The organism is Geomobilimonas luticola (genome assembly GCF_018476905.1).
Classification (GTDB): domain Bacteria; phylum Desulfobacterota; class Desulfuromonadia; order Geobacterales; family Geobacteraceae; genus Geomobilimonas; species Geomobilimonas luticola.
Genome location: NZ_JAHCVK010000004.1, coordinates 56,933 through 81,552, shown reverse-complemented (window position 1 = coordinate 81,552; position 24,620 = coordinate 56,933). Strand labels below are relative to the sequence as shown.

Sequence of the window (24,620 nt, the reverse complement as noted above, 5' to 3'; positions counted from 1 at the left end):
GTAAGAGATGACAAAGATGATCAGAACCGCAGGATTGGCAATGGCGCTGTTCGTGGCAACCACCGGTGCAGCACTGGCAACCCCCTCCACCCAGGTATGGATTCCTTCCACCGATGTGCAGGCGTTCGGAACGGCCCACCTGAACTTCGATACCTACATCAGGACGTCGAAGAACGGCCCGGTCAGCAACAACTACATCGTCGCCGGTCCGACCGTGGGGGTCCTCCCCTTTGAGAAGGTACAGGCTGAAGTCGGCTTCGATTACATCGACGGCGGCACCAGCTCGGGGACCGATCAGAGCCCGATCTATTTCCATGGCAAGCTCGGCACCCCGGAAGGTTCCCTCTTCAACCACTCCCCGGCAATCGCCGTCGGTATCTATAATATGGGGACCAAGACAGGGGGGACCGCCATGACCAAGCAGAATATTGCCTACGGCCTCCTCGCCAAAACCATCCCGGTCGTGGGAAGAATCTCTGCCGGGGGTTACCACGGCAGTTCCACGGTACTTCTCGATGAGAACGGCAAGTCTGCCAACGACGGTGTCATGCTCTCCTGGGACCGGACGATGAGCGAAATATCCGATAAACTGTGGGTAGCCGTAGATTACATGAGCGGCAAAAATGCGAACGGCGCCCTGAACTTCGGCGTCTCCTGGGCCTTCGCCAAAAACGTGTCGGTGATTTTCGGCTATGATATCTACAACAACGCCATGACCGGCGGCAAGAACACCTTCACCACCCAGGTGGACATCAACTTTCCCTGATCTGGAAATGCTCAATTTCCAGGCAGATAGTGGTCCGCAACAGCAACAGGTGAAACAGGATAAGAGGTCGTGGTTGGGTAACATACTGAAATTATGAGTGTATTACGCTTGGCATGACCGATGCTCTTACCTCTGCAACAGCACGAAATCGGACCTGCACCAACACAACAGGGAGGCACGCAATGAAGCTCATAGAGGCAATCATAAAACCGTTCAAGCTGGATGAGGTGAAGGACGCCCTCAACGAAATCGGCATCGAAGGGATCACGGTCTGCGAGGTGAAGGGGTTCGGCCGCCAGAAAGGGCACACCGAGCTCTACCGGGGTGCGGAGTACGTGGTGGATTTCATCCCCAAGGTCAAGCTGGAGATAGCGGTGGCCGACGAACTGGTGGCCAAGGTGGTGGAGACCATCGAAGCCACCGCCAAGACCGGTCGTATCGGCGACGGCAAGATTTTCATCCTTCCCTTGGATGAGGCCGTCCGGATCCGGACAGGCGAAAAGGGCGCCGACGCCATTTAAGAAAATCACAAGCTCAAAGTGGAGGTTATTGTCATGAAAGCTCGACTCACATTCATAAAGCTGCTGTTGGCCGCCAGCACGCTCCTGGCTCCGGCGGCGGTCCTGGCCGAGGAGGCCAAGACTCCCGAAGCTTCCGTAACAGCGCCGGCGGCTGCTGCGACGGTTGCCGTTCCCTCCCCTGATGCCGCGGCTGCGGCCCCTGCCGCACCGGCTGGGGAAGCCAAGCCGAAAAACGTCGATCCGGTCCTCAATACCGGCGACACCGCCTGGATTCTGGTTTGCAGCGCCCTGGTCCTTCTGATGCTGCCCGGACTTGCGCTCTTCTACGGCGGCATGGTTCGTTCCAAGAACGTCCTCTCCACCTTCATGCACTCCTTTGTCGCCATGGGGATCGTCGGTGTCCAGTGGGCTGTCATCGGCTACTCGCTGGCCTTCGGACCCGATGCGGTCGGCGGCCTGGTTGGCAACTTTTCCAAGGCGATGCTCAACGGGCTCATCACCTTCAAGGATGGCAACCCGGTCTATACCCTGTTCCAGAACGTGGCGACCGAGCCCGGTTCCATCCCCGAATATGTATTCGCCATGTTCCAGTGCATGTTCGCCATGATCACCGTGGCACTCATCTCCGGTGCGGTGGCCGAACGGATCAAGTTTGCCGCGTGGTGCGTATTCGTCCTTCTCTGGACCACCCTCGTCTACGATCCCCTCGCCCACTGGGTCTGGATGGTTGACGGCTGGCTCTTCAAGAAGGGAGCGCTCGATTTTGCCGGCGGCACGGTCGTTCACCTCTCGTCCGGTATCTCCGCCCTGGCCATCCTGATGTTCCTTGGCAAGCGCCACGGCTTCCCCACCGAGCGGATGGCTCCCCATAGTCTCCCGCTGACCCTCCTCGGCGTTGGCCTCCTCTGGTTCGGCTGGTTCGGATTCAATGCCGGTTCGGCCATCGTGGGTGTGAATACGTCCGATGCGGCGGGGGGGCTGGCCGGTCTCGCCTTTGCCACCACCACCATCGCCCCGGCCGCAGGGGGCCTGGCCTGGATGATCGCGGAATGGATCCATTCCGGCAAACCGTCGGCACTCGGTTTCGGATCCGGCGTCGTGGCCGGCCTGGTCGGCATAACGCCGGCTGCCGGCTTCGTCCAGCCCGGCGCGGCCATCATCATCGGCCTTGGCGCCGGTGTGGTCTGCTACCTGGGTGTCCTGATGAAGGCCAAGCTCAAGTACGACGATTCCCTCGATGCCTTCGGCGTCCATGGTGTCGGCGGGACCTTCGGCGCCCTCATTACCGGCGTCCTTGCCACAGTCGGCGCCACCGGCCTCATGTCGGGCAACTTCAAGCAGCTGGTCATCCAGATTATTGCGATTGCGGCGGCCGGCGCCTATGCCTTCATCGTCACCCTCGTCATCTCCTTCATTCTCGACAAGACCATCGGCCTGCGGGTGGAAAAGGAAGACGAGATCATGGGGCTCGACCAGACCCAGCATTCGGAAAGCGCTTACAACTGATTGCCGCTGGCAGATTTGTCCGCAAAGAAAAGCCGTCCGTTCAGGGCGGCTTTTCTTTATTCAGGAATGCTCTATCCGTGGGCATATTTTGCCCGTTTATTGGGCATCAGCAGTTCCGCGATATCAATTTTTGTGCTGAACTACAATGAATTCAAAGGGATATCTTTATGGCACAGCTTATGCCTGTATTGTATCGGATGAAAAGCGTTGCTGCCGGTTATCCCGGCAGCATGCGGCAGCCAGGACAGGAAAAGCGGATGAGTCATCTCCTTGCCAAATACGTGAACGACGAAGGCCGGATCCCGGAAGATCTGCTGGAGCAGCTCGCCTTCAACGAAAAGATGGCGGAGATCGGCCGGCTGGCCGCGGGGATGATCCACGAGCTCAACACCCCCCTTTCGGTGATCGTCTCCGCCGCCCAGATGATCATGCGCGAAGAGGAACTGCCGGAGTTTGTCCGGGAGATGGTGGAGCGGATCGACCAGGAGGCCCAGCGCCTTTCCCAGTTTACCAAGGGGCTTCTCACCTTTGCCCGTCGAGAAGATGACGCCGGTCCGGATGCCGACATCAACCAGGTGCTGCGGGAGGTGATGGCATTCCTGAAATACGAGGCCCAGAAACGCTCCATTACGGTCGTCGAGGAGCTGGATTTTCATCTTCCCTCGGTGGCTGCCGACGGTAACCGTCTGAAGCAGGTTTTCATCAACCTGGTCATGAACGCCCTCCAGGCGATGGAGCAGGGGGGGACGCTGCTGGTGCGGACCGCCATCGCCCAGGACGGCTCGGTGGAGGCGCAGATTGCCGATACCGGTCCGGGAATCACGCCGGAGGTGCTCCCCCGCATATTCGAACCGTTCTACTCCACCAAGGCTGTCGGCGAAGGGACCGGCCTCGGCCTCTTCATCACCCGGACCATCGTGGAGTTGATGGGGGGACGGATCACGGTGCGGAGCGTCGTGGGTGAAGGGACGACCTTTACCGCCGTCTTTCCGGCTGCCTGAAGGTAACTCCGCGAGGGGCAAGCGTTCCGTTCCGCTCAGAGCACCCTCGTCCCACCGCCGTATGGCTCATTTCGCGCCGGCCGTGCAGCCGGCTCTGCTCAATTTCGCCGATGCCGGCTGGCACTCGGACACATTCGCTCCACGAAACACTCACCCCCCACGGATTGAGAACAAATCAACCTCCCGCTTTCACCTGGTTCCCCCTTGGACATCACGCAAACACCAGCCATGGGATTTTGCCCCTTGATTTTTAAGGGGTAAACCGTTTAGCATGACCCGTCGAAATAACGAGGCAGGTTTTGGGTTTAACGCCACCTCTACCTTTACCTTTACCTGTATTTACCAAGAGGTGTTTACGTGAAAGTCCTGTTTGTTCACCCCCATGGCAAGAACTGGATGGGGTCCATGAAGGATATCAGCACCATCTTCAACCTCATGCCCCCCTTGGGGATGATGAGTATCGCCGCGTTTCTTGAACGGCAGGGGGTCGAGGTCGATCTCCTCGATTGTTACGCCCACCCGGCCCCTCTGGAGGAACTGGTGGCCTCCATCGTCCGCCGGGCACCGGACGTTGTCGGCTTTTCCACCACCACCTCCTCGTTCCTGGAGGGGTACCAGATAGCCGAACGGTTGAAGGAGGAGGCGCCCCAGGTCAGGATCGTATTCGGCGGCGCCCATGCCTGCTCCGTCGGCGTTTCTCTCCTCGACAGCTTTCCGGCCATCGATTACCTGGTCATCGGCGAGGGGGAGCGGACCTTCTACGAGCTGATCAACGCCGATTTCCGGGGGGTGGAGGGCATACCCGGTGTCGGTTTTCGCCGGGACGGCAAGGGGGTGCTGTCGGCAGTACGGGAAAACATCGCCGATCTCGATACCCTCCCGTTCCCTGCCTACCACCGACTCCCCGACTTCCCCCGGCGCTACAACCTCCCCCTCTTCAGCTACCCCAAGGCCCCCAACACGAGCATCATCTCCAGCCGGGGGTGCCCCTACAACTGCAGCTACTGCGACCGGTCGGTGTTCAACCGGGGGTTCCGCTTCAATTCTCCCGGCTATATCCACGAGCATATGTCCTACCTGCACCGGGACTTCGGCATCCGCCACTTATTCTTCTACGACGACCTCTTCACCTTCGACCGGGGGCGGGTGGAGGAGCTCTGCCGGCTCCTGTCCGACAGCCGGCTGCCGGTGACCTACAACTGCATCGCCCGCCTGGAGCACGTGGACCCCGAACTGGTGGCGCTCCTGAAGAAATCGGGGTGCTGGCAGGTGAACTTCGGCATCGAGTCGGGGGACCCGGAGGTCCTCAAGAAGCATCGCAAGTTCATGGAGCTGGACGACGTGCAGCGGAAGCTCTCCATGGTCAAGGAGTCGGGGATGCGGGTGAAGGGGCTCTTCATGGTGGGGCTGCCGGGGGAGGACGAGGTGGCCATCCGCCGGACCATAGACTACGCCCTGACCCTGCCGCTCGATGAGATTAACGTCACCAAGTTCACCCCCTTCCCCGGCGCCCCCATCTACAAGACCATTCGTGAGCAGGGGGAGTTCACCGAGGACTGGCCTTCCATGAACTGCGTCAACTTCGTCTTCGTCCCCCACGGCATGACCAAAGAGCGGCTGGAGGAGCTCTACGACGAGTTCATCCGCCGTTTCTTCCACCGCACCCGCATCCATATGGGATACGCGAAGATGGTCTGGAAGTCACCCCACAGCATCATGACGTTTCTCAGGAATCTGCCGGAGATATTGAAGTTCGAAATGAAGCAGAAGTGGTAGAAAAGCTCCACAAAGGACACGAAAATAAACCCATAACGGCAATGGAACACGGAAAGAGCGGATAACATCTTTGATAAAGGCGGATGAACCCGGGATTTCAGATCCCACCCTGAAGGTTGGTTGAGGTTGAGGCCCCTATCCGCAGCTATCCTGATTCTTCCGATTTTTCCGTGTCCCGAATATATTTTCTGTTGCTGGTTTTCTCCGTGTTCCTCTGTGTCCTCTGTGGTTAATGCTTTTGGAGGTTATTCGCCATGCAACACTACCTCGACATCGCCGTGCAGGCTGCCCGGGCCGCCGGTATGCTCCAGCGGGAGCGGCTTTGGAGCGATTTCGCCATCGATTTCAAGGGGGAGACCGACCTGGTGACCGAGGTGGACCGGGCCTGCGAAGAGCTTATCGTCGGCAGCATCCGGCAGGCGTTTCCCGACCACGACATCCTGGCGGAGGAGAACGACTACGCCTCCCTCCGCTCGTCACACAAATGGATCATCGACCCCCTGGACGGCACCACCAACTATGCCCACGGCTTCCCCTGGTTCGGGGTCTCCATCGCCCTGGAGATCGGGGGGGAGGTGCGGCTCGGGGTTATCTGCCACCCCATGATGGACGAGCTGTTCACGGCGGTCAAGGGAGAGGGGGCGTTTGTCAACGGCAGGCGGCTCGCGGTCTCGCGGCGTGCACCCCTGCGGCAATGCCTGCTGGCCACCGGCTTCCCCTATGACCGGACCCGTTCCAACGAGAACAATTTCGCCCATTTCATAAATTTCCAGATGACGGCCCGGGCGGTGCGACGGGCCGGTGCGGCGGCCCTGGACCTTGCCTACGTGGCTGCCGGGAGGCTGGACGGCTACTGGGAGTGCAAGCTCAAACCGTGGGACGTGGCGGCGGGGCATTTGCTGGTGACCGAAGCGGGGGGGATGGTGACCAGTCACGAAGGGGGAGCCTGGTCGTGCTACGACCACCGCATCCTCGCCTCCAACGGACTGATCCACGACGAGATGGTGGCGGTGCTGGCGGGGGTGAACGTGTGTTGAGGGTCTATGGAGCGGGAGTGGGGACTTTCCCAAAAGCCCCCACCCCCGCCTACCTACTTTCCTGAAAAAGCAGGACTAGGCCGATGGCTGGATGGACCCGTCGCAGCAGACTGTGGTTGTCCGCATTTCGGGGGTGTAGAACAGGTAGGTGTTGCGGCTGGCCTGCTTGGCGTTGTACATGGCCAGGTCGGCATTCCTGAGGAGGGTCTCGTCGTCACGCCCGTCCATGGGGTAGATGGCGATCCCGATGCTGGCATGGGCCGCCAGCCGGTGCCCCTCCAGATCAAAGGGGGTCTGGAGGGCGTCGAGTATCTTCCGGGCGATCATGCCGGGGGTATCCGGGTCCGTGATGTCGGTCAGCATGATGATGAACTCGTCTCCGCCGAGGCGGGCCACAGTATCGCTCTTGCGGACGCAGGAAACCAGGGTGTCGGCGAAGGACCTGAGAAGCAGGTCGCCGATGGCGTGGCCAAGGGTGTCGTTCACCTGCTTGAAGTGATCCAGGTCGATGAACAGGAGCCCGATGGTCGTCTGGTGACGTTCCGCGTAGGCCAGCTGCTGGGTCAGCCGGTCCTGGAGCAGGTTGCGGTTGGCGAGCCCGGTAAGATTGTCGAGCATGGCCATGTTCATCAGCCGCGTCTCCGCCTCCTTCCGGGCGGTGATGTCCTCCTGCATGCCGAGAAAATGGGTGATCTCCCCCGCTTCGTCACGAATCCCGGTGATGGTGGCGGCCGCCCAGTAGCAACTGCCGTCTTTTCTCTTGTTGTGGAATTCGCCCCGCCATTCCCCCCCCGCCACGATGCATTCCCATAGCTGCCGGTAGGTTGCAGGATCCATTTCACCCGACTTCAGGATGCGGGGGTTCTCCCCGACCGCTTCGTCCCGGCTGTACCCCGTCACATCGCAGAATTTCGGATTGACGTACTCGATCACCCCCGAGGCGTCGGTGATTACTACGATGCTCGGACTCTGTTCTACGGCTACGGAGAGCTTCTTGACGGTGGCTTCCTTTTCGCCCAGGGACTCGATCATCCGGTTGAACGTTTCCGCCAGTTCGGCAATCTCGTCGTTGCAGTCAAGGTGGAGCGGTTTTTTCATGCCGCTCTGGGATATCTCCCGCATGTGGTGGTTCAACTGGTAGAGGGGAATGGTGAGGCGCCTGACGAAGAGCCATGTGGCGATGATAGCGCAACAGGCCACGATGAGGGTGGCAGCCAGCCAGTATCGCCGCGCCCTGGCAATGGGGGCATAGGCCTCGGCCTCCGGGTAGGTGGCCCCCAGGATCCAGTTCTTTGTGGTGAGGCGCTTCACACTCGTCACCATGCGCACTCCGTCGGCGGTGACGGTAGTGCCGGTCCCCTCGAATCCCTTGACTGAGGCGTCGAAGAACTTCTTTGAACCGGCCGGCATCTCCCTGCGGAGGACCATGAGCCGGTTGGGGTGCATGATCATGGTCCCTTTGGTGTCATAGAGATAGAGATAGCCGCTGCGGGCGATCCTGATCCGGGAGAGTTCCCCGAGGAAGCTGTCGGACATGATGTCCAAGCTTCCCCCCAGGATGGCGACAATGGTGTCGTTTTCGTCGATGATCGGTGCGGTAAACATGATGACCGTGGGATGGTGAGGTTGCGTCGAGTAGTACGGGTCGGAAATTTCAGGATTGCGGGATTTCAGTGCCTCCTTGAAAAAACTTCGGCCCGAGAAATTCTGACCGCGCTGCGCCGGCTGGAACGGGGATTCGGCCACCAGTTGCCCGGCGGGAGAGAAAAGATAGATTCCGTTATCGAAGACGGGAAAAGCTCCCAGATGGGTGTCGAGGAACTGCTGCACCTTGTCGGGGGAGTCGGCGATGGCGGGGGGGAAATCGTCCACCATGGTCAGGAGCGTCTTCTGTGCCGCCCTGAGCTTGTCGTCAATCTGGTCTGCCAGTCCTTTTGCGAGGGTTTCCTGCTGGTTCGCGATGGTCTTTTTGAACTCGGTCCTGAAATAGCCGAAAAAGACCAGGGAAAAGAAGGTCAGGAGGATGACCAGCAGGGAAGATACCGCCAGTGCCAGCTTGGCTTTAAGAGAGAGTGCCGGTGATTCAGGCATGGCAGGTTACCTCGGGGGGCATAAGGTTCTCCTGTGGCGAAGGGGGCTCCGGACCGCCAGACGGGGCATGGGCAAAAAGGCTTATCAATTCTACCCCAAACCTTGGGGATTAACAATATATCATGTTTGGTAAAGATCGGCCGCTCAACGGGGTCATACTCCTTGACTTTGCCCCTGTGTTTACCTAATATTCGTTAATTCCGCGCATAAAGGCCTTCCATGCACAGGTACCTGTTCGGTTTCATCGATAACTTGAAACTCCGCTGGAAACTCCTCGTGGTGGTTATTCCGTTGATTATCATCCCCATTTTCCTGGTGGGGGGGGTGATCGGCTATATCTCGACCCGTCAGGCCTACCTGGGCATCACCCATACCTCCAAAGACGACCTGTCCCATATGGCCGATTTCACCATCGACCTTCTCAATTCCCACTATCAGCAGTTCCAGGTCTACAAACAGGACAAACAGCGCAGTTTCAACATGGAACTGGCTACCCTCACCAACCTGGCCTACAACGTCGTCGAGACGCAGCACCGTCAGTACAAGAGCGGCCGACTCGACCTGCGAACCGCCAAGATGGAAGCCAACAAGGCCCTGAAGAAGGTGAACGTGGGGGAGACCGGCTACATCTACGCCATGACCACTAAGGGGGACCTGACGGTCCATGTGGCGCGGGAAGGGGACAACGTCTATAACGAGAAAGACGAGAACGGCCGCTACTTTATCCGGGTCATGTGCGAAAATGCCCTGAAGTCCAAGCCGGGAGAGGTGCTTTTCATCATCTACCCCTGGCGGAATGAGATCCTCGGCGACAAGAAACCGCGCAACAAGGTGGTGGCCTACCGCTACTTCAAGGAGTGGGACTGGATCGTCGCTGCAGGCGGGTATCTTGAGGAAACCTACGAAGATGAGGCCTTCGAGCGCCGCTCCTTCGAGGAGTTGAAGGAGAAGATCAAGTCCAAGAAGGTGGGGAAGACCGGCTACATCTTCTGCATGGACAGCAAGGGGAACTTCACCATCCATCCGGACGGGGAGGGAAAGAATTTCTACGCTGCCAAGGATTTCAACGGGTTTACGTTCATCAAGGAGATGTGCGAGAACAAGAACGGCTGGATCCGCTACCCTTGGAAGAACATCGGCGAACGTACCCCCCGGATGAAGATCGTCCGTTACGAGTACTTCAAGCCGTGGGACTGGATCGTGGCGGTCGGCTCCTACGAGGACGAATTCTACAAGGAGGCGAACGAGATCAAGGGGCGGATCACCGAGAGCATGATCGTCCTCACCATCTTGGTCTGCATCATCTCCGTTGCCCTGGTGTTTCTCGCCTCCAAGATACTCACCGATCCCATCGGCCACATGACGGAGGTGATCCGCAAGGTCAAGAAGGGACGGCTCGACGAGCGGATGGAGGTGGATTCCAACGACGAGCTTGGGGAGCTTGCCACCGCCTTCAACCGGATGACCCAGATAATAAAGCGGAACAAGGAGATGGAGGCGAACCTGGCCCAGCAGGGGAAAATGGCATCCCTCGGCGTCCTCTCCTCCGGCGTTGCCCACGAGATCAACAATCCCCTCGGCGTGATCCTCGGCTACGCCAGTTACCTGGAAGGGCGCCTGGACGAGAGCGACCCCAACTATCATTACATCCACGAGATAAAGCGGGAGAGCAAGCGGTGCAAGAAGATCGTCCAGGACCTCCTCTCCTTTGCCCGGACCCCCAAGCCCACCCTGGAGGATACGGACGTAAACGACCTTCTGGACCAGATCGTCGATTTCGCCGCCAACCACACCGACATGTACCACGTGACCGTGTCCAAGGAGTTCGCCCGGAACCTCCCCCATATCCAGGCCGACGGCGACCAGATGCGGCAGGTGGCGATCAACCTCATCCTCAATGCCGGCTCCGCCATGGAGAAGGGGGGGAAACTGGTGGTGAGCACGTCCCTCGACAGCGAGGGGTACGTGGTCATCCGCTTCGCCGACAACGGCGCCGGCATCCCGCCGGAGAACCTGGAAAGGATCTTCGAGCCGTTCTTCACCACCAAGGTCAAGGGGACCGGCCTCGGCCTCGCAATCACCAAGCAGATCGTCGAACAGCACCAGGGGAAGATCGCCATCGCCAGCGTGGTGGGGGAGGGGACCACCGTCACCGTGAAGCTGCCGGTGGAGCGGGAGGAGCTGTAGGGAGACCGGTTCCCCTCTCCCCGCGGGAGAGGGTGGCAAAAGGCCGGGTGAGGGGAGGAGTTACATAATGAAAAAGTATTTTTGCCTATTCCTGACGCTAGTGACGTTGTTTCTCACGAGTTGCGGAAACGATGACATCTCGATAGTTCCGCAGCCATCCACCCATCCGACTATCACCTCTTCGAACTTCGTCAATGACACCCTCTCTCAAAAGATTGATGTGACGCTCGGGTTCGAAGCCCCGGTGGATGACCTTGCCTCCCGCACGGCCTACTTTAGGGACGCACAGGGTGTTGAAGTGTTCCGTGAACAACCCGGGGTGAGCGCGCCAGGGCAGCGGAGCGGCACCATCAGCTTTTCGGAAAGTTATGCCGGTTTCTCTGCGGGGACCTATACACTGACGGTATATCTCTCGAATGCGGTTGGAGGTTCCTCCAATATCGCAACGTATACCTTTACGAAATAATCATTTTAAAGGAGAGTGGCCCGGATAAAGGCGCCAGGCCACTGCCCGGTTCGTTGAAATACGAAAGGGCGATTGCTCCTCTGCTGCGTTCTCTGGCATTTCCCATCAATTAATGTGCACGTGTTGTAGTGCTTGACAACATTTGCAGCTGTTGGTATTGTTTCCAACATGAATGCCAGATTGATGCTCAACGAGCGCCACATCGTTTCGGACCATGCATTTGTAGAAATGGTCGTGTGGCGTCTGCCGTCTCCTCTTTCCGGAAGTCATCACACCTTCAAGTATCGCCTCGCCCTTGTTGTTGACGGTCATTGCGTGCTGCGTTACGACAATGAGGCAGGTAAGGGGGATCACCGGCATGTTGGCGAGGAAGAAACTCCCTATGTTTTCATCTCGCCGCAGGTACTGCTCGATGATTTCTGGAACGACGTGGACACGTGGAGGTCCTGATATGCGTACCGTAACTTTGGAAGTTTCTACCCGCGAAAAAATCAACCGAAGGTTCCTGCGGGCGTTTGAGGATGAACCACAAGGGACATTCATCAGCTTCGAATCGCCCGAACTTCTCTTCAAGGTGATTTCCGGCAAACGCTGGGACCTCCTCAAGACCATGACCGGTGCCGGACCCATGACGATTCGCGAGGCGGCCCGCCGCGTGCGGCGGGATGTGAAGGGGGTGCATGGCGATGTCCAGGCGCTCCTTAAAGCCGGAATTCTTCAGAAAACCGACAAAGGGCTGATCGTCTTCCCCTTTGACGTCGTGCATGTGGATTTCATGCTGAAAGCCGCATGAGTGTCGGCAGTGCCAGGTGTTGGATGACGGTCAAAATCATCCGGACGTGGACGTATAGTTGAATTGTGTGGAGCATGAATACTCTTCTCAGGAGCGAAATCATGACCCTATGGGAAAAAGCCAAAGCGGAACTGCTCGACATCATCGAATGGACCGACGATTCAAGCGACACCATGGTCTGGAGGTTCCCCCGGTTCGAGAACGAGATCAAGCAAGGGGCGCAGCTGGTGGTGCGCCAGTCACAGGCCGCCGTCTTCGTGAACCAGGGGGAGATCGCCGATGTGTTTCCTCCCGGGCAGCACCGGCTGACCACGAAGAACCTCCCAATCCTCGCCACCCTCATGGGGTGGAAATACGGCTTCCAGAGCCCGTTTAAGGCCGAGGTCTATTTCGTCAACACCCGGAACTTCACGAACCTCAAGTGGGGGACGAGCAATCCGGTCATGCTGCGCGACCCGGAATTCGGTCCGGTGCGGCTCAGGTCCTATGGGACCTACGTGGTGCGGGTGAACGACCCGGCGAAGTTCATCCGGGAGATCGTCGGCACGGGGGGGCATTTCACCTTGAACGACGTTGCCGATCAGCTGCGCAACCTGGTGGTCACCCGCTTCTCGGATATGCTCGGGGAGAGCAGGATTCCACTGCTCGACCTGTCAGCCAGCTATGATGAGCTTTCCACCTCACTTGCCCGGAAAATAGCCCCCGAGTTTCTTGAGTACGGCCTGGAGGTCACCAAGCTGCTGGTGGAGAACATATCCCTCCCCCGGGAGGTGGAAGAAGCTCTGGACAAGAAGAGCAGCATGGGGATAGTGGGTAACCTGGACAACTACGTGAAGTTCCAGAGCGCCAACGCCATGGAGGCCGCGGCGAAGAACCCCGGCGGAGACGCCTCGGCCGGCGTGGGGATGGGGATGGGGTTCGCCATGGCGAACCAGCTGGGAAAGGCGCTGGCCACCCCCCAGGAACCAGCATCGGCTGCTCCGCAGCCCCCCCCCCTTCCGGGGGAGGAGCGGTACTACGTGGGAAAGAACGGCAAGCAGGCTGGACCCTTCGACAGGACCACGATCATCGGCTATATAACCAAGGGGGCCATCACGAGGGAAACCCTCCTGTGGAAGGAGGGGATGGCGGAGTGGCAGGCGGCGGGCCAGTTCGGCGATTTCGCCTCCCTGTTCCGGACGACACCCCCCCCGTTGCCGAAATAAGAGGGGAGGCGACGTGGCAAACTGTACCAACTGTTCGGCACCCCTCCCTCCCGACTCGATCCGCTGCGACTACTGCGGCAGCCGGAACGACATCGACCTCAAGGGGGTCCATTACTATACGACCCACGAGGTCGCTACCGGCCGTACCTGTCCCCGGTGCAACGTCGGCCTGACGACCATCGACCTGAAGCTGGACGGCAGGTTCCTGATCGAGCGGTGCGATGAATGTCTCGGGCTCTTTTTCGACCCGGGGGAGCTGGAGGCGCTCCTGGAGGCGACGGTGACCAACGTGTTCGCCGTCGACCGGAGCCGGCTTGACACCATCAGCACCGCCAGGAGGTCCAACGACTACGGTGTCTCCTACGTCAAGTGCCCGGTCTGCGCCAAGATCATGAACCGCATCAACTTCGGAACGAAGAGCGGCGTCATCGTTGACCGCTGCAAGGAGCACGGGGTCTGGCTCGACGGCGGCGAGCTGCGGCACCTGTTCGAATGGATGAAGGCAGGGGGGAAGCTGCTGGATCAGGAGCGGCAGGAGGAGCGGAAGAAGGCCGAAGCGGAACGGGAGCGCGAGGAGCGCAACAGGATCGCGCGGATCCCGGAGGGGAATTATCCGGAGAATCCCATCTTCGACGACTACGGCAGCATCCTGAGAGCGGGAGATCCCGAACTCTTCCATCTCATCAGGAAAGCGATCGCTTTCTTTACCAGATAATCTTTTTACTGTTCACTTTTTACTTTTCACGAGGTTCATACAGGTGACCGACAAGAAACGCATCATGCTCATCGACAACGAAGAGGCCCTCTGCCGGATGATGGAGGCGGTGCTTCTGGATAACGGCTACGCGGTCAAGGCCTTCACCCGCTCCTTCGAGGCGGCTGAGGCGTTTCGCCCCGGCGACTGGGATCTGGTGGTCTCCGACATCAAGATGCCGGGGATGGACGGCCTGGAGGTGCTGCAGAAGCTGAAGCAGAAGGATCCGGGTATTCCGGTCATCATGATCACCGCCTATGCCACGGTGGAGATGTCGATCCAGGCTTTGCGCCGGGGGGCGTACGACATGCTCACCAAGCCGTTCGAGCCGGAGGAGCTTCTCTACCGGATCAAGAACGCCCTCAAGCATACCCAGCTCCTGGAGGAGAACCGGGAGTTACGGGAGGAGCTGGTGGGGAAGTTCCGGTTCGACAATATCATCGGCGCTTCGGAGGGGCTCAAGGAGATCCTGACCAAGGTGGAGAAGATCGCCATCCGCGACACGTCGGTGCTCATCACCGGCGAATCGGGGACCGGCAAGGAGCTCATCGCCCAGGCGATCCACTACAACTCGCTCCGGAAGGAGAAGAAGTTTATCGCCATCAACTGCGGGGCGCTCCCTGAATCGCTCCTGGAGTCGGAGTTGTTCGGCTACAAGAAGGGGGCTTTCACCGGCGCCAAGGAGAACCGCCAGGGGCTTCTGGAGGCAGCCGACGGCGGGACCCTCTTCCTTGACGAGGTGGGGAACCTCCCCATGAACGTGCAGAAGACCCTGCTCCGCTTTCTCCAGGAGCAGGAGTTCCACCGCCTTGGCGACACCACCCCCACCCGGGTGGACGTGCGTATTCTTTCGGCCACCAACTCGGAGTTGAAGAACGCGGTGAAAAGCGGCGCCTTCCGGGAGGACCTCTACTACCGGCTCAACGTGGTCAATATCCATCTTCCGCCGCTGCGGGAGCGGCGGGCGGACATACCGCTCCTGGCGGCCCATTTCATAACCCTGCAGAACAAGAAGTTCGGCACCCGGGTCCGCGGTCTTGCCCCGGACGCCCTGGATGCGTTCATCCAGTTCGACTGGCCCGGCAACATCCGCCAGCTGAGAAACGTCGTCGAGGCATCCATGGCGCTGGAAAGCGGCGAGTACCTCAGCCAGCCGGTCATCGCCCAGTTCATCGACCTCCCCGCTGCGGAGACCCTCGGTGAATCGGGTGGGGAAGAAGGGGACTATGTCCTCGCCCTGGCCAGATTCGAAACCGACTACCTGAAGGGGCTCCTCCGGAAGCACCAGGGGAATATCGAGGCGGCGGCCCGTGATGCGGGGACGAACATGGCAACCATCTACCGCAAGATAAAGAAATACGCCATCCGGAAAGAAGACTACTCCTAGCGCGGCGCCGGACGTGACGCCGCCTCTCCCTTTATTCGCACATCTGCAAATCGTCCATCGTTCCCTTTGCAGTGCTGCAAATCTCCTCACCCCGCTAGGTCTCTTTTGTTCTAACTGCCGGTAATTATTGGTGTACTCCGGTAATTTCCCGGGGTCGTCATCCTGCCGGGATGTGCTGAAGGCTGCACGGCAGCGTTTGTTTTGCATCCCTGCAAAAACAGCCGTGCCATGCGTTCCCCCCCACAAAAGAGTACCCAACCCGCAACTCGCTTAAATCATTCAATAATAAAATTTATGTCTACTGCTGGCACATGTTGGTATGCAGGTTGCTCTTACCATAGACAGTTACTCCTTCGTAAATGGGGGCAGCCGGAACCGTTGGGAGGCGGTTCCGGCCAAACCCGAACTTTCAGCAGGCTGGACGACAGCCATGAGGTAGATATGAAGGCAGCGATAGTGTGCCCCTTCTATGGCAAGAGCGATGATTACTGCGATGTCGGATGTGGCTATATATCGCCTTATGATGTGAACATGATTATCAGGTACTGCAGTTGCCGCCACAAGGAGTGTCTCAAATACCAGGAACTGGCCGACCGGTTCCCCTCCGAGGCTTTGGATCTGATCAAGTGTTAACGGGAGGCTTTTTATGATGTACAACCTTTGTCTGCATTTCAACGTGGTTCTCGTTACGTTCGCCTTGACGGCAGCGACGGCTTTCGTACTTATTACCATCGCAAAGGAGAAGAGAGATGAGCGAAAAAGAGCTTGAACTTCTTGAACGGATAGAGGAGCTGGAACGGCACACCTGGCGTAACAGTGCCATTCTGCGGGCCGTGGCGATGGTGGCGTTCACCGCAATGATCGGCATTATCGTGGCTTCAGGCGTGGTCGGTGGCGGCCGCGGCAGTCACTGGTCGGGACCTGCCTGGAACACCATGTGGCTCTACGGGCTGTTTGCGGCGAATGCGGTGTCGATGTTCTGGACCACGCATAAAAACTGAAAACAGGAAAAGGTATGCGTTCACTGCGCTCACAGGTAAAGGTAAAGAAATACTAAATCCTCTGCCTTTACCTTTACCTTTACCTTTACCTTTACCTAGATTAACAAGGAGGGTACTCCTATGCCGATGAAAATTTCCAACGCGATCCTGCTGCTTGTGGTGGTGACGCTCTGTGCCACCTTCTCCATGCGGATATTCCAGGGGCTGGACGAGATGATGGGTGATCAGTACTGGGTTGTGGACACTACCCAGGGGGATCACGGCTGGTATGCCATGGGAATCCTTCCCCACGTCAAGAAGATGCCCAAGGATGTGGTGAAGGCTGCTAACATGGATCCTGACAGCAAGGAAAAATATACCATCTATGCCCAGGCGGGCGATTTTGCCGGCGACTCCGTGTACGGCATCTGTTTCGGCATTCCGCTCATCATGTACCTGATCTGGTTCGCTTTCATCCTTGGCTTCCCCGACCGGGTCGATCCCTATCTGCTTCCCCGGCGTATTTTCACCGTAACGGTCATCGCTACCTGCTCCATCATCGTCAACCTCTTCCTGATGCGGATTGCCGCCGACTTCGCCCGCGAACCAATGGCCCGCATCGCCAACGTGGCCGGCAATCACGCTTCACTCCTCTTCCATAACGCCGGCATCTGGTTCGCCATTCTCTTCTCGGCGCTGGGCACCCATTCCCATTCGGCACAGGAGAGCGCCGCACCGGACAGCCGCAAATGGCAGACCCAGGCCAACGAAAAGTTTTCCTGGATGTTCACCCTGCTCGGCGTCGTGACCGTACTCGAACTGGTGCTCGTGAAGAGCAAACTGGCCCTTCCCGATGCAGCCGTCGATTACTCGGTCTGGATAATCTGGGTCGTCATCTTCATGCGGATGTTCGGTTTCTCCCCCAAATACTGGGTGAAGCGGGGGCGTGGCATTGCCATCATGGTGGTCGGCACCCTTCTCACCCTGCCGGTCTTCTATCTACTGGAGCGCGCCACCGGCACCCTGGGTGCGGGTTTTGCCTCTCCGATCCTGGCCAAGGCCCTCGGGCCCGAGAATCAGAACATCGGCCTGTCGCTCATGGTCTCCATCTACCTGATTTTCTGGATGGAATTTGCCGCGGCGATACGGATGAACGGTCCGTCCAAGTCTACGGCGATCGAGAAGCACTGATGGTACTTGCATAGAGATAGTCACGGCAGACAACGCCGTTGGATAAAGGGGAGCGGGTTACCGTTCCCCTTTTTTTGTACTCTCCATGCAGCAGATGTGTTTCTCGCCTTGATTTTTGCCGACCCCGCCCTACACTTGACGTACGTAAATGAGCGATTTCTTGCCAGGAGTCTTTCCATGCGACGAATATGCGTCTTTTGCGGCTCCAGCCGGGGATCTTCTCCCGAATATGCCCGTGTAGCCCGGGAATTGGGGTGCCTTCTGGCTGCCATGGGGGTGGGACTGGTCTACGGCGGGGCAAGCGGCGGATTGATGGGGACTGTTGCGGACGCCGTCCTCGCGGAGGGGGGAGAGGCCATCGGCGTGTTACCGAGGGTGCTGGAGGGCAAGGAGACCCCCCATCCGGGCCTGACCACCCTTCATCGTGTCGGTTCCATGCATGAGCGCAAGGCGCTCATGGCCGATCTGTCCGATGGATTCATCGCCCTTCCCGGCGGACTCGGCACCCTTGAGGAGTTCTTCGAGGTCCTCACCTGGGGGCAGCTCGGCATGCATGCCAAGCCGTGCGGGCTGCTCAACGTCGGCGGCTATTACGACCGCCTCATTGCATTTCTCGACCACGCCCAGGCGGAGCAGTTTATTCGTGAGCGTCACCGTGCTGGCTTGCTTGTGGCAGCGACCCCGATGGAACTGCTGGGCAGGTTCGCCGGGTTCGTCGCACCGGAGGTGGAAAGGGTGCTGGACGTCAGGAGCATCTGAGAGGAGCTGGCGTTCACTCCGGGGAGGATGAAGCGACCTTTTCCAGTTCGCCCTCCAGATAGCCGATGAGCCCGGCGAGCTGGTTCCCGTATTCCCTTGGCAGGCCGGCTACCTCGTGCAACATGGTGTCGAGGCGGCGGGCAGCTGCCAGACTCGCCTTGAGGGGTGTCGTCGGGTCCGGCGGGACGTCTCCTCGGGTAGCCGTCACCTCCTTGAAGCGCTTCAGAACCGTCGGGTGACTCCGCTCTTCTTCCACCGCGCTTTTTCTCAGCGTGGCATACTCCTCGTCGGAAAATCCCTTCTCCTCCCGTGCCTGGCGCAGGAGATCGACAGTCCGGAAATCGGGGAGCGGCCGTGGGTCCTCCCGGCGTTCCAGGAGTGCCGGCTCATGCCGCTCCATGAAACGGTAGGCCAGGGTCAGCTTTTCGGCGGTCTGTTTCCTGATCCGTATCTCCTGCACGCAATACTCCTCGAAGCTCTGGTAGCCCCATTCCCGGTACCTGGTGCTGCTGCTCACCTTCAGCAGCTTGTCCCCCAGTTCCACCCACGAGGACTTGAATCGTTTGGCCGTGTCGAGCACCTGGTAGCGCTCCGACGCGGGGTCGAGTTCTTCCATGATCTTTTCTATGTGGCGCTCTGCGCCGGATTGGTGGGTGGCTTCCATGGACTGCTCCTGTCTGTAATCTGATGTGTCAATTGAGGTTTTTGCAAAAAGTCTAAAAAGGTTCCCTCCCCCCTGGTAGGGGAGGGTTCGGGAGGGGGATCGTCTTTCAAGACTTTAGCAAGAGGCTCAACTGTTAATAGCACGATTATGCCGGGATGGGAACCACTCGCGGGATGTTTTGCCTTGGCCGAACGCTGGCTTTCGGATAGAATTGCTGTCGTGGCAGGAACTGCAGGAGGGATTCATGACAGAACGGATACGGTGCACCGTCGGACCGGAGTCGGTGCGGATGCTGGAACTGGGCCATCCATGGCTCATTGCCGATGCCTGGACGAAAAAGTGGCCGAAGGGGAGAGCCGGTGCCCTGGCGGAACTGGTGGACGACAGGGGCCGCCTGCTGGCCACGGCGCTCCTCGACCCGGGTGAGCGGGTGGTGGCCCGTGTGCTGGAGTTCGGACCCATGGAGCTGGACAGGGGGTGGCTGAACCGCCGCCTCGAACAGGCGTTGCGGTTGCGCCGGAACCACCTGGACCTCACCGGCAGTACCGCGTACCGGCTGGTCAACGGCGAGGGGGACGGACTTCCCGGACTGACGGTGGACCGGTATGGCGACTACCTGATGGTGCAGATTTACTGCGAAGGGTGGCGCCCCCACCTGCCGCTGATCGTGCAGGGGCTCCAGCAGATATTCTCCCCCGCCGGTGTCTATGAAAAGACCCGTCCACGGAACACCCGGGAGCTGGAAGCGGTGAGCGATTCCAAGTCGTACGGCCGGCTCCTCGCCGGTCAGCCGGCTTCCCCTCGCCTTGCGGTGCAGGAGAACGGCCTGACCTTTCTGGTGACCCTTGAGCAGGGGCTCAATACCGGCCTGTTCCTCGACCAGCGCGAGAACCGGCGCGATCTGATGGGGCGGGTCAAGGGGAAACGGGTGCTCAACCTGTTCGCCTATACCGCCGCCTTTTCCGTGGCTGCGGCCGCCGCCGGAGCGACCCTGGTGACGAGCGTGGACGCCTCTCCCGGCTATACGGCGTGGGGACGGGAGAATTTCGGTGCCAACCGGCTCAATCCGAAACGCCACGAGTTCATCGTCGGCGACTGCTTTCAGGTGCTCCAGGAGCTTGCCGCGGCGGGGAAAACCTACGACATCGTCCTGATGGACCCTCCTTCTTTTTCCACCACCGCCAAAAGCCGTTTCACCACCCGTGGCGGGACGTCGGACCTGGTGGCTGCTGCCCTGCCGCTTCTGCCGTCCGGCGGTCTGCTCATCACCTCCTCCAACCATCAGAAGGTGGAGGTGCCCGACTACCTCAAGGAGTTGCGGCGCGGCGCCCTCAAGGGGGGGGCTGAGCTGCGGGTCATTGCCTGCAACGGCCAGTCGGGTGATTTCCCCTACCCGGTGACATTTCCCGAGGGGCGCTATCTCAAGTACGTTATCAGTGTTAGGAGTTGAGGAGGAGGGAATGACGGAACAGAGGATCACCGATCTGGAAATCCACCTGATGCACCAGGAGGATACCATCCAGCAGCTGAACGAGGTGGTGTACCTGCAGCAACAGCAACTGGACCGGCTGGCGGCGGAGGTTGAACTGCTCAAGCAGCAGCTCCAGTGCATGGCGCCTTCCACCGTGCGAGAGCCGGCTGACGAGGAACCGCCGCCGCATTATTGAGAGGCGGGCGATAGGCGATAGGCGATAGGCGATAGGCGATAGGGGGGGCTGTTCCCCTTGCCCATTGCCTAGTGCCCATCGCCTTTTTGCTCGTGCTGATCCTGCAGGAACTGGATGAAGTCCAGGTGTCGGCTGACGAATCTCAGGTTGAAGCGGCTTTCGTAGAGCAGGATGGCGCTTGCGACGAAGAGGAATACACCTCCCAGGAGGGCGATGGCCGTGGGAATCCAGGCGGTATCGGCTGTGCCGTAAGCCACGTTGAAGGCGATGGCGAGGCTTGCCGCCACGAACAGGGCGGTGGCGGTATAGAGGGCGGCCATCGCCTTCTGAATGAGGCCGGCGCGGATCCGCTGCAGCTGGAACTGATCCCTGAGGAAGGCGATGCGCTCCCCGGGGTAGGAGAGCCGATCCGTCAGCACCTCTTCCAGTTCCCCCTTCAGCGCGTTGACCCGGTCGAATATTCTCCCCAGGCGGGCAGACGTGGAGAAGATCAGGGTGCCGCAGGCGGAGATGAGCACCGCCGGGGTGATCATGGAGGTGAGGATGCGGGCGCTGGAGAGTGCATCCAGCAGTTCTCTTTCGACCATTGCCATGACAGACTCCTAGTCTCGGTACCGCTTCAGCAGATCCCCGTAGGCATCGATGCGGCGGTCGCGCAGGAACGGCCAGATGCGACGCACCGACTCGCTCCGCCCCTTGTCGATCTCCACCACCAGCAGTTCTTCCCGGTCGTTTGCCGCCTGGGCCAGGAATTCCCCCTGGCATCCCGCCACGAAGCTGCTCCCCCAGAAGGTGATGCCGTGCCCTGCCCCTGCCGGGTCCGGTTCGAAACCGACCCGGTTGACACTCACCACCGGTATTCCGTTGGCCACGGCGTGGGCCCGCTGGATAGTGATCCACGCCTCCTTCTGGCGGACTTTCTCTTCGTCCGGGTCGGTGGGGTCCCAGCCGATGGCGGTGGGGTAGATGAGCAGTTCGGCGCCGGCCATGGCCATGAGCCGTGCCCCCTCCGGGTACCACTGGTCCCAGCAGACCAGGACGCCGAGCCGGCCGACGGAGGTGTCGATGGGGGTGAACCCGAGATCGCCGGGGGTGAAGTAGAACTTCTCGTAGAAACCGGGGTCGTCGGGGATGTGCATCTTGCGGTAGGTGCCGGCGATGGTGCCATCCTTCTCGAAGACCACGGCGGTGTTGTGGTAGAGCCCTGGCGCGCGCCGCTCGAAGAGGGAAGAGACGAGGACCACCCCGAATTCCTTCGCCACGTCGCCCAGGTTGTCGCTGGTGGGTCCGGGTATCGGTTCCGCCATGTCGAAACGGGTAGTATCCTCGGTCTGGCAAAAGTAGACGCCGGCGTGGAGTTCCTGGAGCACCACCAGTTTGGCGCCCAGGGCGCTTGCCTGGCGGATGCTCTCGATGCTCTTGGCCAGGTTGAGATCCTTGTCCTCGCCACAGCTCTGCTGGACAAGGGCGACAGTCAGGTTGTTCACGTGAGGACTCCTTTGGGAAGCTGCATGGTGACACAGTGAAGCGAGCCGTGCTGCAGGATGAGGGGCGAACAGTCGATGCCGATCACTTCCCGGTCGGGGAACGCGGACCGGACTACCGCGAGTGCCGCCCCGTCGTTCTTGTCCCGGTAGGTCGGGACGAGCACCGCCCGGTTGATGACGAGGTAGTTGGCGTAGGTTGCGGGGAGCCGCTGGCCGTCATCGTCGAAGCGCGCCTCCGGCCAGGGGAGGGGGAGGAGGCGGTAGGGGCTCCCATCCCTGGTGCGGAAGGTTTTCAGCTCTTCGGCCATGGTGCCGAGTGCCCCGTAGTGCTCGTCGGCCGGGTCGTCGCACGACTGGTAGACGATGGTCTCGTCCGGGCAGAGCCGGGCCAGGGTATCCACGTGGGAGTCGGTGTCGTCTCCGGCGAGGTAGCCGTTCTCCAGCCAGAGCACCCTCTCCGCCCCCAGTTCCTGTTTCAAGGCCGCTTCGATCTCCTGCCGGGAGAGATGGGGGTTGCGGTTGGGGGAGAGAAGGCATTCGGCCGTGGTGAGGATGGTGCCGCTGCCGTCGCTCTCCAGGCTCCCCCCCTCCATGATCAGCCCGGCAATCTGGCGCTCGGCCCGGAAGGCCCCCAGCTTGCAGAGTCGGCCGGTGATCAGGTTGTCCAGGTCGGCGGGGAATTTCAGCCCCCAGCCGTTGAAGCCGAAGTCGAGGAGGAGCGGTTGTCCGTTCTCCTCAACCGTGACGGGGCCGAAGTCCCGCGCCCAGGTATCGTTGGTTTCCACGGGGAAGAGCCGGACATTGGCCATCTCCACCCCCGCATCGGCCAGGAGTCGTTCAGTCTCCACCTCGTCGGGGGTCACAAGGAGCACGCTCTCGAAGCGGCTGATCGACCGGACGATCTCCGTGAAGACCGGCTCCACCAGGTCCAGGTGGAGTCGCCAGTCGGTGGACTCATGGGGCCATGCCAGCAGAACCCCGTCCTGTTCTTCCCATTCGGCGGGAAATCGTCGTGTCATACGGCATCCTCGTTAAGACGAAACCTGACGACCCAATATTCCCCCCCTCCTTCCTCCCCCCTCCGGGGGGAGAACTCCTTGCCCTCCCTCAGCGGTGGAGGGGTGGGTGGGGGAAGAGGCTATGTCGAGTAGTCAGCGTACCTTTTGTAAAATAACCTTTCGTACCATATCATCGCTACCGCGGGAATTCAAGGGCAAGCAGGAGCAAAAGGGTTGCGTCGATTTTTCAATCCGGTATGCTATCACAGAATTCCGACCCGTGAGTAATGGTCGCCCCGTTGCGCTCAGAGTCCTCGCGCACCGCCGTTGTACGGCTTATTTCGCGCCGGCCGTTGACCGGCTCAGCTCAATTTCGCCTACATCGGCTGGCACTCGGGCACATTTGCGTTACGGACCGCCCATTACCCACTTTGTGAAATACAGTGAGGAGGCAGGTATGCGGTATCCGGAGGCGGTCAATCTCCCCTTCAACGGTACCATTATCCAGGAGGGGTTCCGGCCGCTCCGTCCCGGTGACCCAGTGCCGGCAGGCCCGGCCCTCTGGGTCGTGGTGCGGGGGAATGACCTGGTGCTGGTGAAGGAACAGGGTGAGTTCAGTTTCTTTGAAGGAGATCGTCCCGACTGGCTGGAGGGGATGGAGGGGATATGTTTCGGCACCTGGTACGGTAAGCCGCTCTTTGCGGTTTCGTTATCACGGAAGAAGAACCTGCCCGCGGGACTGGTGACTGAACCGTTCAATGCCATGGAGGAGCGGCTCGACGACCGGCTGCTGACCCTGGGGGGGCTGGCCAGCCAGGTGCTTTCCTGGGATCGGCACAGCGCACTCTGCTCCCGCTGCGGCGGTTCCCTGGAGAGGATCCCCCTCAGCTGGGGGAAGCGCTGTACCGGCTGCGGGCACGAGCATTTCCCCCACATCCACCCCTGTGTCATCGTACTGGTGCGGAAGAACGGCGAGTTCCTCCTGGGGAGAAAGAGCGCGTGGCCGGCGGGGCGCTACAGCCTGGTGGCCGGTTTCCTCGATTTCGGCGAATCCCTCGAGGAGTGCGTACACCGGGAGGTGCTGGAGGAGACCGGAATCCGGGTGACCAACCTGCAGTACGTCGGAAGCCAGAACTGGCCGTTTCCGAGCCAGCTCATGGCCGGTTTCGTGGCGGACTACGCCGGCGGGGAGATCGCGGTGGACCGGGAGGAACTGGAAGACGCCCGCTGGTTCTGCCGGGAGACCATTCCGGCGTCGCTGCCGGGGAAGCGGAGCATAGCCCGCTGGATCATCGATACCTATGGGCTGGAGAACGTCCCTTGAGGCCTCAGTTTCCCTGGTTGATGAACTGAAAAAGCCACCCGTTGCCGGGTGGCTTTTTCA

At 59.9% G+C, this 24,620-nt stretch carries 25 protein-coding genes; 20 read left to right on the top strand and 5 right to left on the bottom strand.

Annotation, left to right across the window (positions count from 1 at the left end):
• Positions 1 to 7: 7 nt before the first annotated feature.
• From KI810_RS10880 to KI810_RS10855, 6 genes are all read left to right on the top strand, one after another.
• Positions 8 to 766 (top strand): hypothetical protein, encoded by a 759-nt coding sequence (locus tag KI810_RS10880; RefSeq protein ID WP_214175569.1) that lies wholly within the window; start codon positions 8 to 10, stop codon positions 764 to 766.
• 182 nt (positions 767 to 948) lie between these two features.
• On the top strand, positions 949 to 1,287 hold the full coding sequence (locus KI810_RS10875; protein WP_214175568.1) for a P-II family nitrogen regulator: 339 nt from the start codon (positions 949 to 951) through the stop codon (positions 1,285 to 1,287).
• Between the two features lie 33 nt (positions 1,288 to 1,320).
• Positions 1,321 to 2,793 (top strand): ammonium transporter, encoded by a 1,473-nt coding sequence (locus KI810_RS10870; protein ID WP_214175567.1) that lies wholly within the window; start codon positions 1,321 to 1,323, stop codon positions 2,791 to 2,793.
• A 167-nt stretch (positions 2,794 to 2,960) separates the two neighbouring features.
• Entirely contained in the window at positions 2,961 to 3,794 is an 834-nt protein-coding gene (locus tag KI810_RS10865) for a sensor histidine kinase (protein ID WP_281412589.1), read from the top strand.
• 357 nt (positions 3,795 to 4,151) lie between these two features.
• Complete coding sequence (locus tag KI810_RS10860; RefSeq protein ID WP_214175566.1) at positions 4,152 to 5,570, top strand: B12-binding domain-containing radical SAM protein; 1,419 nt, start codon at positions 4,152 to 4,154, stop codon at positions 5,568 to 5,570.
• Positions 5,571 to 5,824: 254 nt separating this feature from the next.
• Positions 5,825 to 6,607 (top strand): inositol monophosphatase family protein, encoded by a 783-nt coding sequence (locus KI810_RS10855; RefSeq protein ID WP_214175565.1) that lies wholly within the window; start codon positions 5,825 to 5,827, stop codon positions 6,605 to 6,607.
• A 75-nt stretch (positions 6,608 to 6,682) separates the two neighbouring features.
• Here the strand turns inward: KI810_RS10855 and KI810_RS10850 are convergent, their stop codons facing one another.
• On the bottom strand, positions 6,683 to 8,698 hold the full coding sequence (locus KI810_RS10850) for a diguanylate cyclase domain-containing protein (RefSeq protein ID WP_214175564.1): 2,016 nt from the start codon (positions 8,696 to 8,698) through the stop codon (positions 6,683 to 6,685).
• A gap of 219 nt (positions 8,699 to 8,917) precedes the next feature.
• Here KI810_RS10850 and KI810_RS10845 point away from each other — a divergent pair, with 219 nt between their 5' ends.
• From KI810_RS10845 to KI810_RS10795, 11 genes are all read left to right on the top strand, one after another.
• Entirely contained in the window at positions 8,918 to 10,885 is a 1,968-nt protein-coding gene (locus tag KI810_RS10845; RefSeq protein WP_214175563.1) for a cache domain-containing protein, read from the top strand.
• A gap of 67 nt (positions 10,886 to 10,952) precedes the next feature.
• On the top strand, positions 10,953 to 11,351 hold the full coding sequence (locus KI810_RS10840; RefSeq protein ID WP_214175562.1) for a hypothetical protein: 399 nt from the start codon (positions 10,953 to 10,955) through the stop codon (positions 11,349 to 11,351).
• 132 nt (positions 11,352 to 11,483) lie between these two features.
• Complete coding sequence (locus tag KI810_RS10835) at positions 11,484 to 11,801, top strand: toxin-antitoxin system TumE family protein (protein ID WP_246525503.1); 318 nt, start codon at positions 11,484 to 11,486, stop codon at positions 11,799 to 11,801.
• 1 nt (position 11,802) lies between these two features.
• Positions 11,803 to 12,144 (top strand): HVO_A0114 family putative DNA-binding protein, encoded by a 342-nt coding sequence (locus KI810_RS10830; RefSeq protein WP_214175561.1) that lies wholly within the window; start codon positions 11,803 to 11,805, stop codon positions 12,142 to 12,144.
• Between the two features lie 101 nt (positions 12,145 to 12,245).
• Positions 12,246 to 13,349 carry an SPFH domain-containing protein gene (locus KI810_RS10825; RefSeq protein ID WP_214175560.1) on the top strand — a complete coding sequence of 368 codons (1,104 nt, stop codon included), beginning with the start codon at positions 12,246 to 12,248 and terminating at the stop codon, positions 13,347 to 13,349.
• Positions 13,350 to 13,362: 13 nt separating this feature from the next.
• Entirely contained in the window at positions 13,363 to 14,064 is a 702-nt protein-coding gene (locus tag KI810_RS17600; protein ID WP_214175559.1) for a zf-TFIIB domain-containing protein, read from the top strand.
• Between the two features lie 43 nt (positions 14,065 to 14,107).
• Complete coding sequence (locus KI810_RS10815) at positions 14,108 to 15,490, top strand: sigma-54-dependent transcriptional regulator (RefSeq protein WP_214175558.1); 1,383 nt, start codon at positions 14,108 to 14,110, stop codon at positions 15,488 to 15,490.
• 441 nt (positions 15,491 to 15,931) lie between these two features.
• Positions 15,932 to 16,123: a hypothetical protein gene (locus tag KI810_RS10810; RefSeq protein WP_214175557.1), complete on the top strand. Its 192-nt coding sequence runs from the start codon at positions 15,932 to 15,934 to the stop codon at positions 16,121 to 16,123.
• Between the two features lie 116 nt (positions 16,124 to 16,239).
• Positions 16,240 to 16,491, top strand: coding sequence for a hypothetical protein (locus KI810_RS10805; RefSeq protein ID WP_214175556.1), 252 nt, complete (start codon positions 16,240 to 16,242; stop codon positions 16,489 to 16,491).
• A 120-nt stretch (positions 16,492 to 16,611) separates the two neighbouring features.
• Positions 16,612 to 17,661: a hypothetical protein gene (locus tag KI810_RS10800; protein ID WP_214175555.1), complete on the top strand. Its 1,050-nt coding sequence runs from the start codon at positions 16,612 to 16,614 to the stop codon at positions 17,659 to 17,661.
• A 177-nt stretch (positions 17,662 to 17,838) separates the two neighbouring features.
• Complete coding sequence (locus KI810_RS10795; protein ID WP_214175554.1) at positions 17,839 to 18,420, top strand: LOG family protein; 582 nt, start codon at positions 17,839 to 17,841, stop codon at positions 18,418 to 18,420.
• A 13-nt stretch (positions 18,421 to 18,433) separates the two neighbouring features.
• Here the strand turns inward: KI810_RS10795 and KI810_RS10790 are convergent, their stop codons facing one another.
• Positions 18,434 to 19,084 carry a hypothetical protein gene (locus tag KI810_RS10790; protein WP_214175553.1) on the bottom strand — a complete coding sequence of 217 codons (651 nt, stop codon included), beginning with the start codon at positions 19,082 to 19,084 and terminating at the stop codon, positions 18,434 to 18,436.
• A 244-nt stretch (positions 19,085 to 19,328) separates the two neighbouring features.
• Here KI810_RS10790 and KI810_RS10785 point away from each other — a divergent pair, with 244 nt between their 5' ends.
• Together KI810_RS10785 and KI810_RS10780 are read left to right on the top strand one after the other, a co-directional pair.
• Positions 19,329 to 20,534: a class I SAM-dependent rRNA methyltransferase gene (locus tag KI810_RS10785; RefSeq protein WP_214175552.1), complete on the top strand. Its 1,206-nt coding sequence runs from the start codon at positions 19,329 to 19,331 to the stop codon at positions 20,532 to 20,534.
• A gap of 10 nt (positions 20,535 to 20,544) precedes the next feature.
• On the top strand, positions 20,545 to 20,751 hold the full coding sequence (locus KI810_RS10780) for a SlyX family protein (protein WP_214175551.1): 207 nt from the start codon (positions 20,545 to 20,547) through the stop codon (positions 20,749 to 20,751).
• Positions 20,752 to 20,819: 68 nt separating this feature from the next.
• On the opposite strand, the gene KI810_RS10775 is transcribed toward KI810_RS10780, so the two are convergent.
• Genes KI810_RS10775 through KI810_RS10765 form a run of 3 tightly spaced genes read right to left on the bottom strand, consistent with a single transcriptional unit; the run spans position 20,820 to position 23,257 of the window.
• The gene (locus KI810_RS10775) at positions 20,820 to 21,344 is read right to left on the bottom strand and encodes a DUF2721 domain-containing protein (RefSeq protein WP_214175550.1); all 525 of its coding nucleotides are present in this window, start codon (positions 21,342 to 21,344) and stop codon (positions 20,820 to 20,822) included.
• 9 nt (positions 21,345 to 21,353) lie between these two features.
• Entirely contained in the window at positions 21,354 to 22,238 is an 885-nt protein-coding gene (locus KI810_RS10770) for a carbon-nitrogen hydrolase (protein ID WP_343213494.1), read from the bottom strand.
• The gene (locus KI810_RS10765) at positions 22,235 to 23,257 is read right to left on the bottom strand and encodes an agmatine deiminase family protein (protein ID WP_214175549.1); all 1,023 of its coding nucleotides are present in this window, start codon (positions 23,255 to 23,257) and stop codon (positions 22,235 to 22,237) included. The genes KI810_RS10770 and KI810_RS10765 overlap by 4 nt, the downstream gene beginning before the upstream one ends.
• 436 nt (positions 23,258 to 23,693) lie before the next feature.
• On the opposite strand from KI810_RS10765, the gene nudC reads away from it, so the two are divergent.
• Positions 23,694 to 24,560: an NAD(+) diphosphatase gene (gene nudC, locus KI810_RS10760; protein WP_214175548.1), complete on the top strand. Its 867-nt coding sequence runs from the start codon at positions 23,694 to 23,696 to the stop codon at positions 24,558 to 24,560.
• The last annotated feature ends 60 nt before the right edge of the window (positions 24,561 to 24,620 follow it).

What these genes read in the sequence shown, in the direction of transcription:
- KI810_RS10785 (WP_214175552.1), top strand. Translation starts at nt 19,329, where the DNA reads ATGACAGAACGGATACGGTGCACCGTCGGACCGGAGTCGGTGCGGATG.
- KI810_RS10810 (WP_214175557.1), top strand. Translation starts at nt 15,932, where the DNA reads ATGAAGGCAGCGATAGTGTGCCCCTTCTATGGCAAGAGCGATGATTAC.
- KI810_RS10855 (WP_214175565.1), top strand. Translation starts at nt 5,825, where the DNA reads ATGCAACACTACCTCGACATCGCCGTGCAGGCTGCCCGGGCCGCCGGT.
- KI810_RS10795 (WP_214175554.1), top strand. Translation starts at nt 17,839, where the DNA reads ATGCGACGAATATGCGTCTTTTGCGGCTCCAGCCGGGGATCTTCTCCC.
- KI810_RS10845 (WP_214175563.1), top strand. Translation starts at nt 8,918, where the DNA reads ATGCACAGGTACCTGTTCGGTTTCATCGATAACTTGAAACTCCGCTGG.
- KI810_RS10870 (WP_214175567.1), top strand. Translation starts at nt 1,321, where the DNA reads ATGAAAGCTCGACTCACATTCATAAAGCTGCTGTTGGCCGCCAGCACG.
- KI810_RS10865 (WP_281412589.1), top strand. Translation starts at nt 2,961, where the DNA reads ATGGCACAGCTTATGCCTGTATTGTATCGGATGAAAAGCGTTGCTGCC.
- KI810_RS10775 (WP_214175550.1), bottom strand. Translation starts at nt 21,344, where the DNA reads ATGGCAATGGTCGAAAGAGAACTGCTGGATGCACTCTCCAGCGCCCGC.
- KI810_RS10880 (WP_214175569.1), top strand. Translation starts at nt 8, where the DNA reads ATGACAAAGATGATCAGAACCGCAGGATTGGCAATGGCGCTGTTCGTG.
- KI810_RS10840 (WP_214175562.1), top strand. Translation starts at nt 10,953, where the DNA reads ATGAAAAAGTATTTTTGCCTATTCCTGACGCTAGTGACGTTGTTTCTC.
- KI810_RS10850 (WP_214175564.1), bottom strand. Translation starts at nt 8,698, where the DNA reads ATGCCTGAATCACCGGCACTCTCTCTTAAAGCCAAGCTGGCACTGGCG.
- KI810_RS10805 (WP_214175556.1), top strand. Translation starts at nt 16,240, where the DNA reads ATGAGCGAAAAAGAGCTTGAACTTCTTGAACGGATAGAGGAGCTGGAA.
- KI810_RS10765 (WP_214175549.1), bottom strand. Translation starts at nt 23,257, where the DNA reads ATGACACGACGATTTCCCGCCGAATGGGAAGAACAGGACGGGGTTCTG.
- KI810_RS10800 (WP_214175555.1), top strand. Translation starts at nt 16,612, where the DNA reads ATGCCGATGAAAATTTCCAACGCGATCCTGCTGCTTGTGGTGGTGACG.
- KI810_RS10790 (WP_214175553.1), bottom strand. Translation starts at nt 19,084, where the DNA reads ATGGAAGCCACCCACCAATCCGGCGCAGAGCGCCACATAGAAAAGATC.
- nudC (WP_214175548.1), top strand. Translation starts at nt 23,694, where the DNA reads ATGCGGTATCCGGAGGCGGTCAATCTCCCCTTCAACGGTACCATTATC.
- KI810_RS10830 (WP_214175561.1), top strand. Translation starts at nt 11,803, where the DNA reads ATGCGTACCGTAACTTTGGAAGTTTCTACCCGCGAAAAAATCAACCGA.
- KI810_RS10825 (WP_214175560.1), top strand. Translation starts at nt 12,246, where the DNA reads ATGACCCTATGGGAAAAAGCCAAAGCGGAACTGCTCGACATCATCGAA.
- KI810_RS10875 (WP_214175568.1), top strand. Translation starts at nt 949, where the DNA reads ATGAAGCTCATAGAGGCAATCATAAAACCGTTCAAGCTGGATGAGGTG.
- KI810_RS10780 (WP_214175551.1), top strand. Translation starts at nt 20,545, where the DNA reads ATGACGGAACAGAGGATCACCGATCTGGAAATCCACCTGATGCACCAG.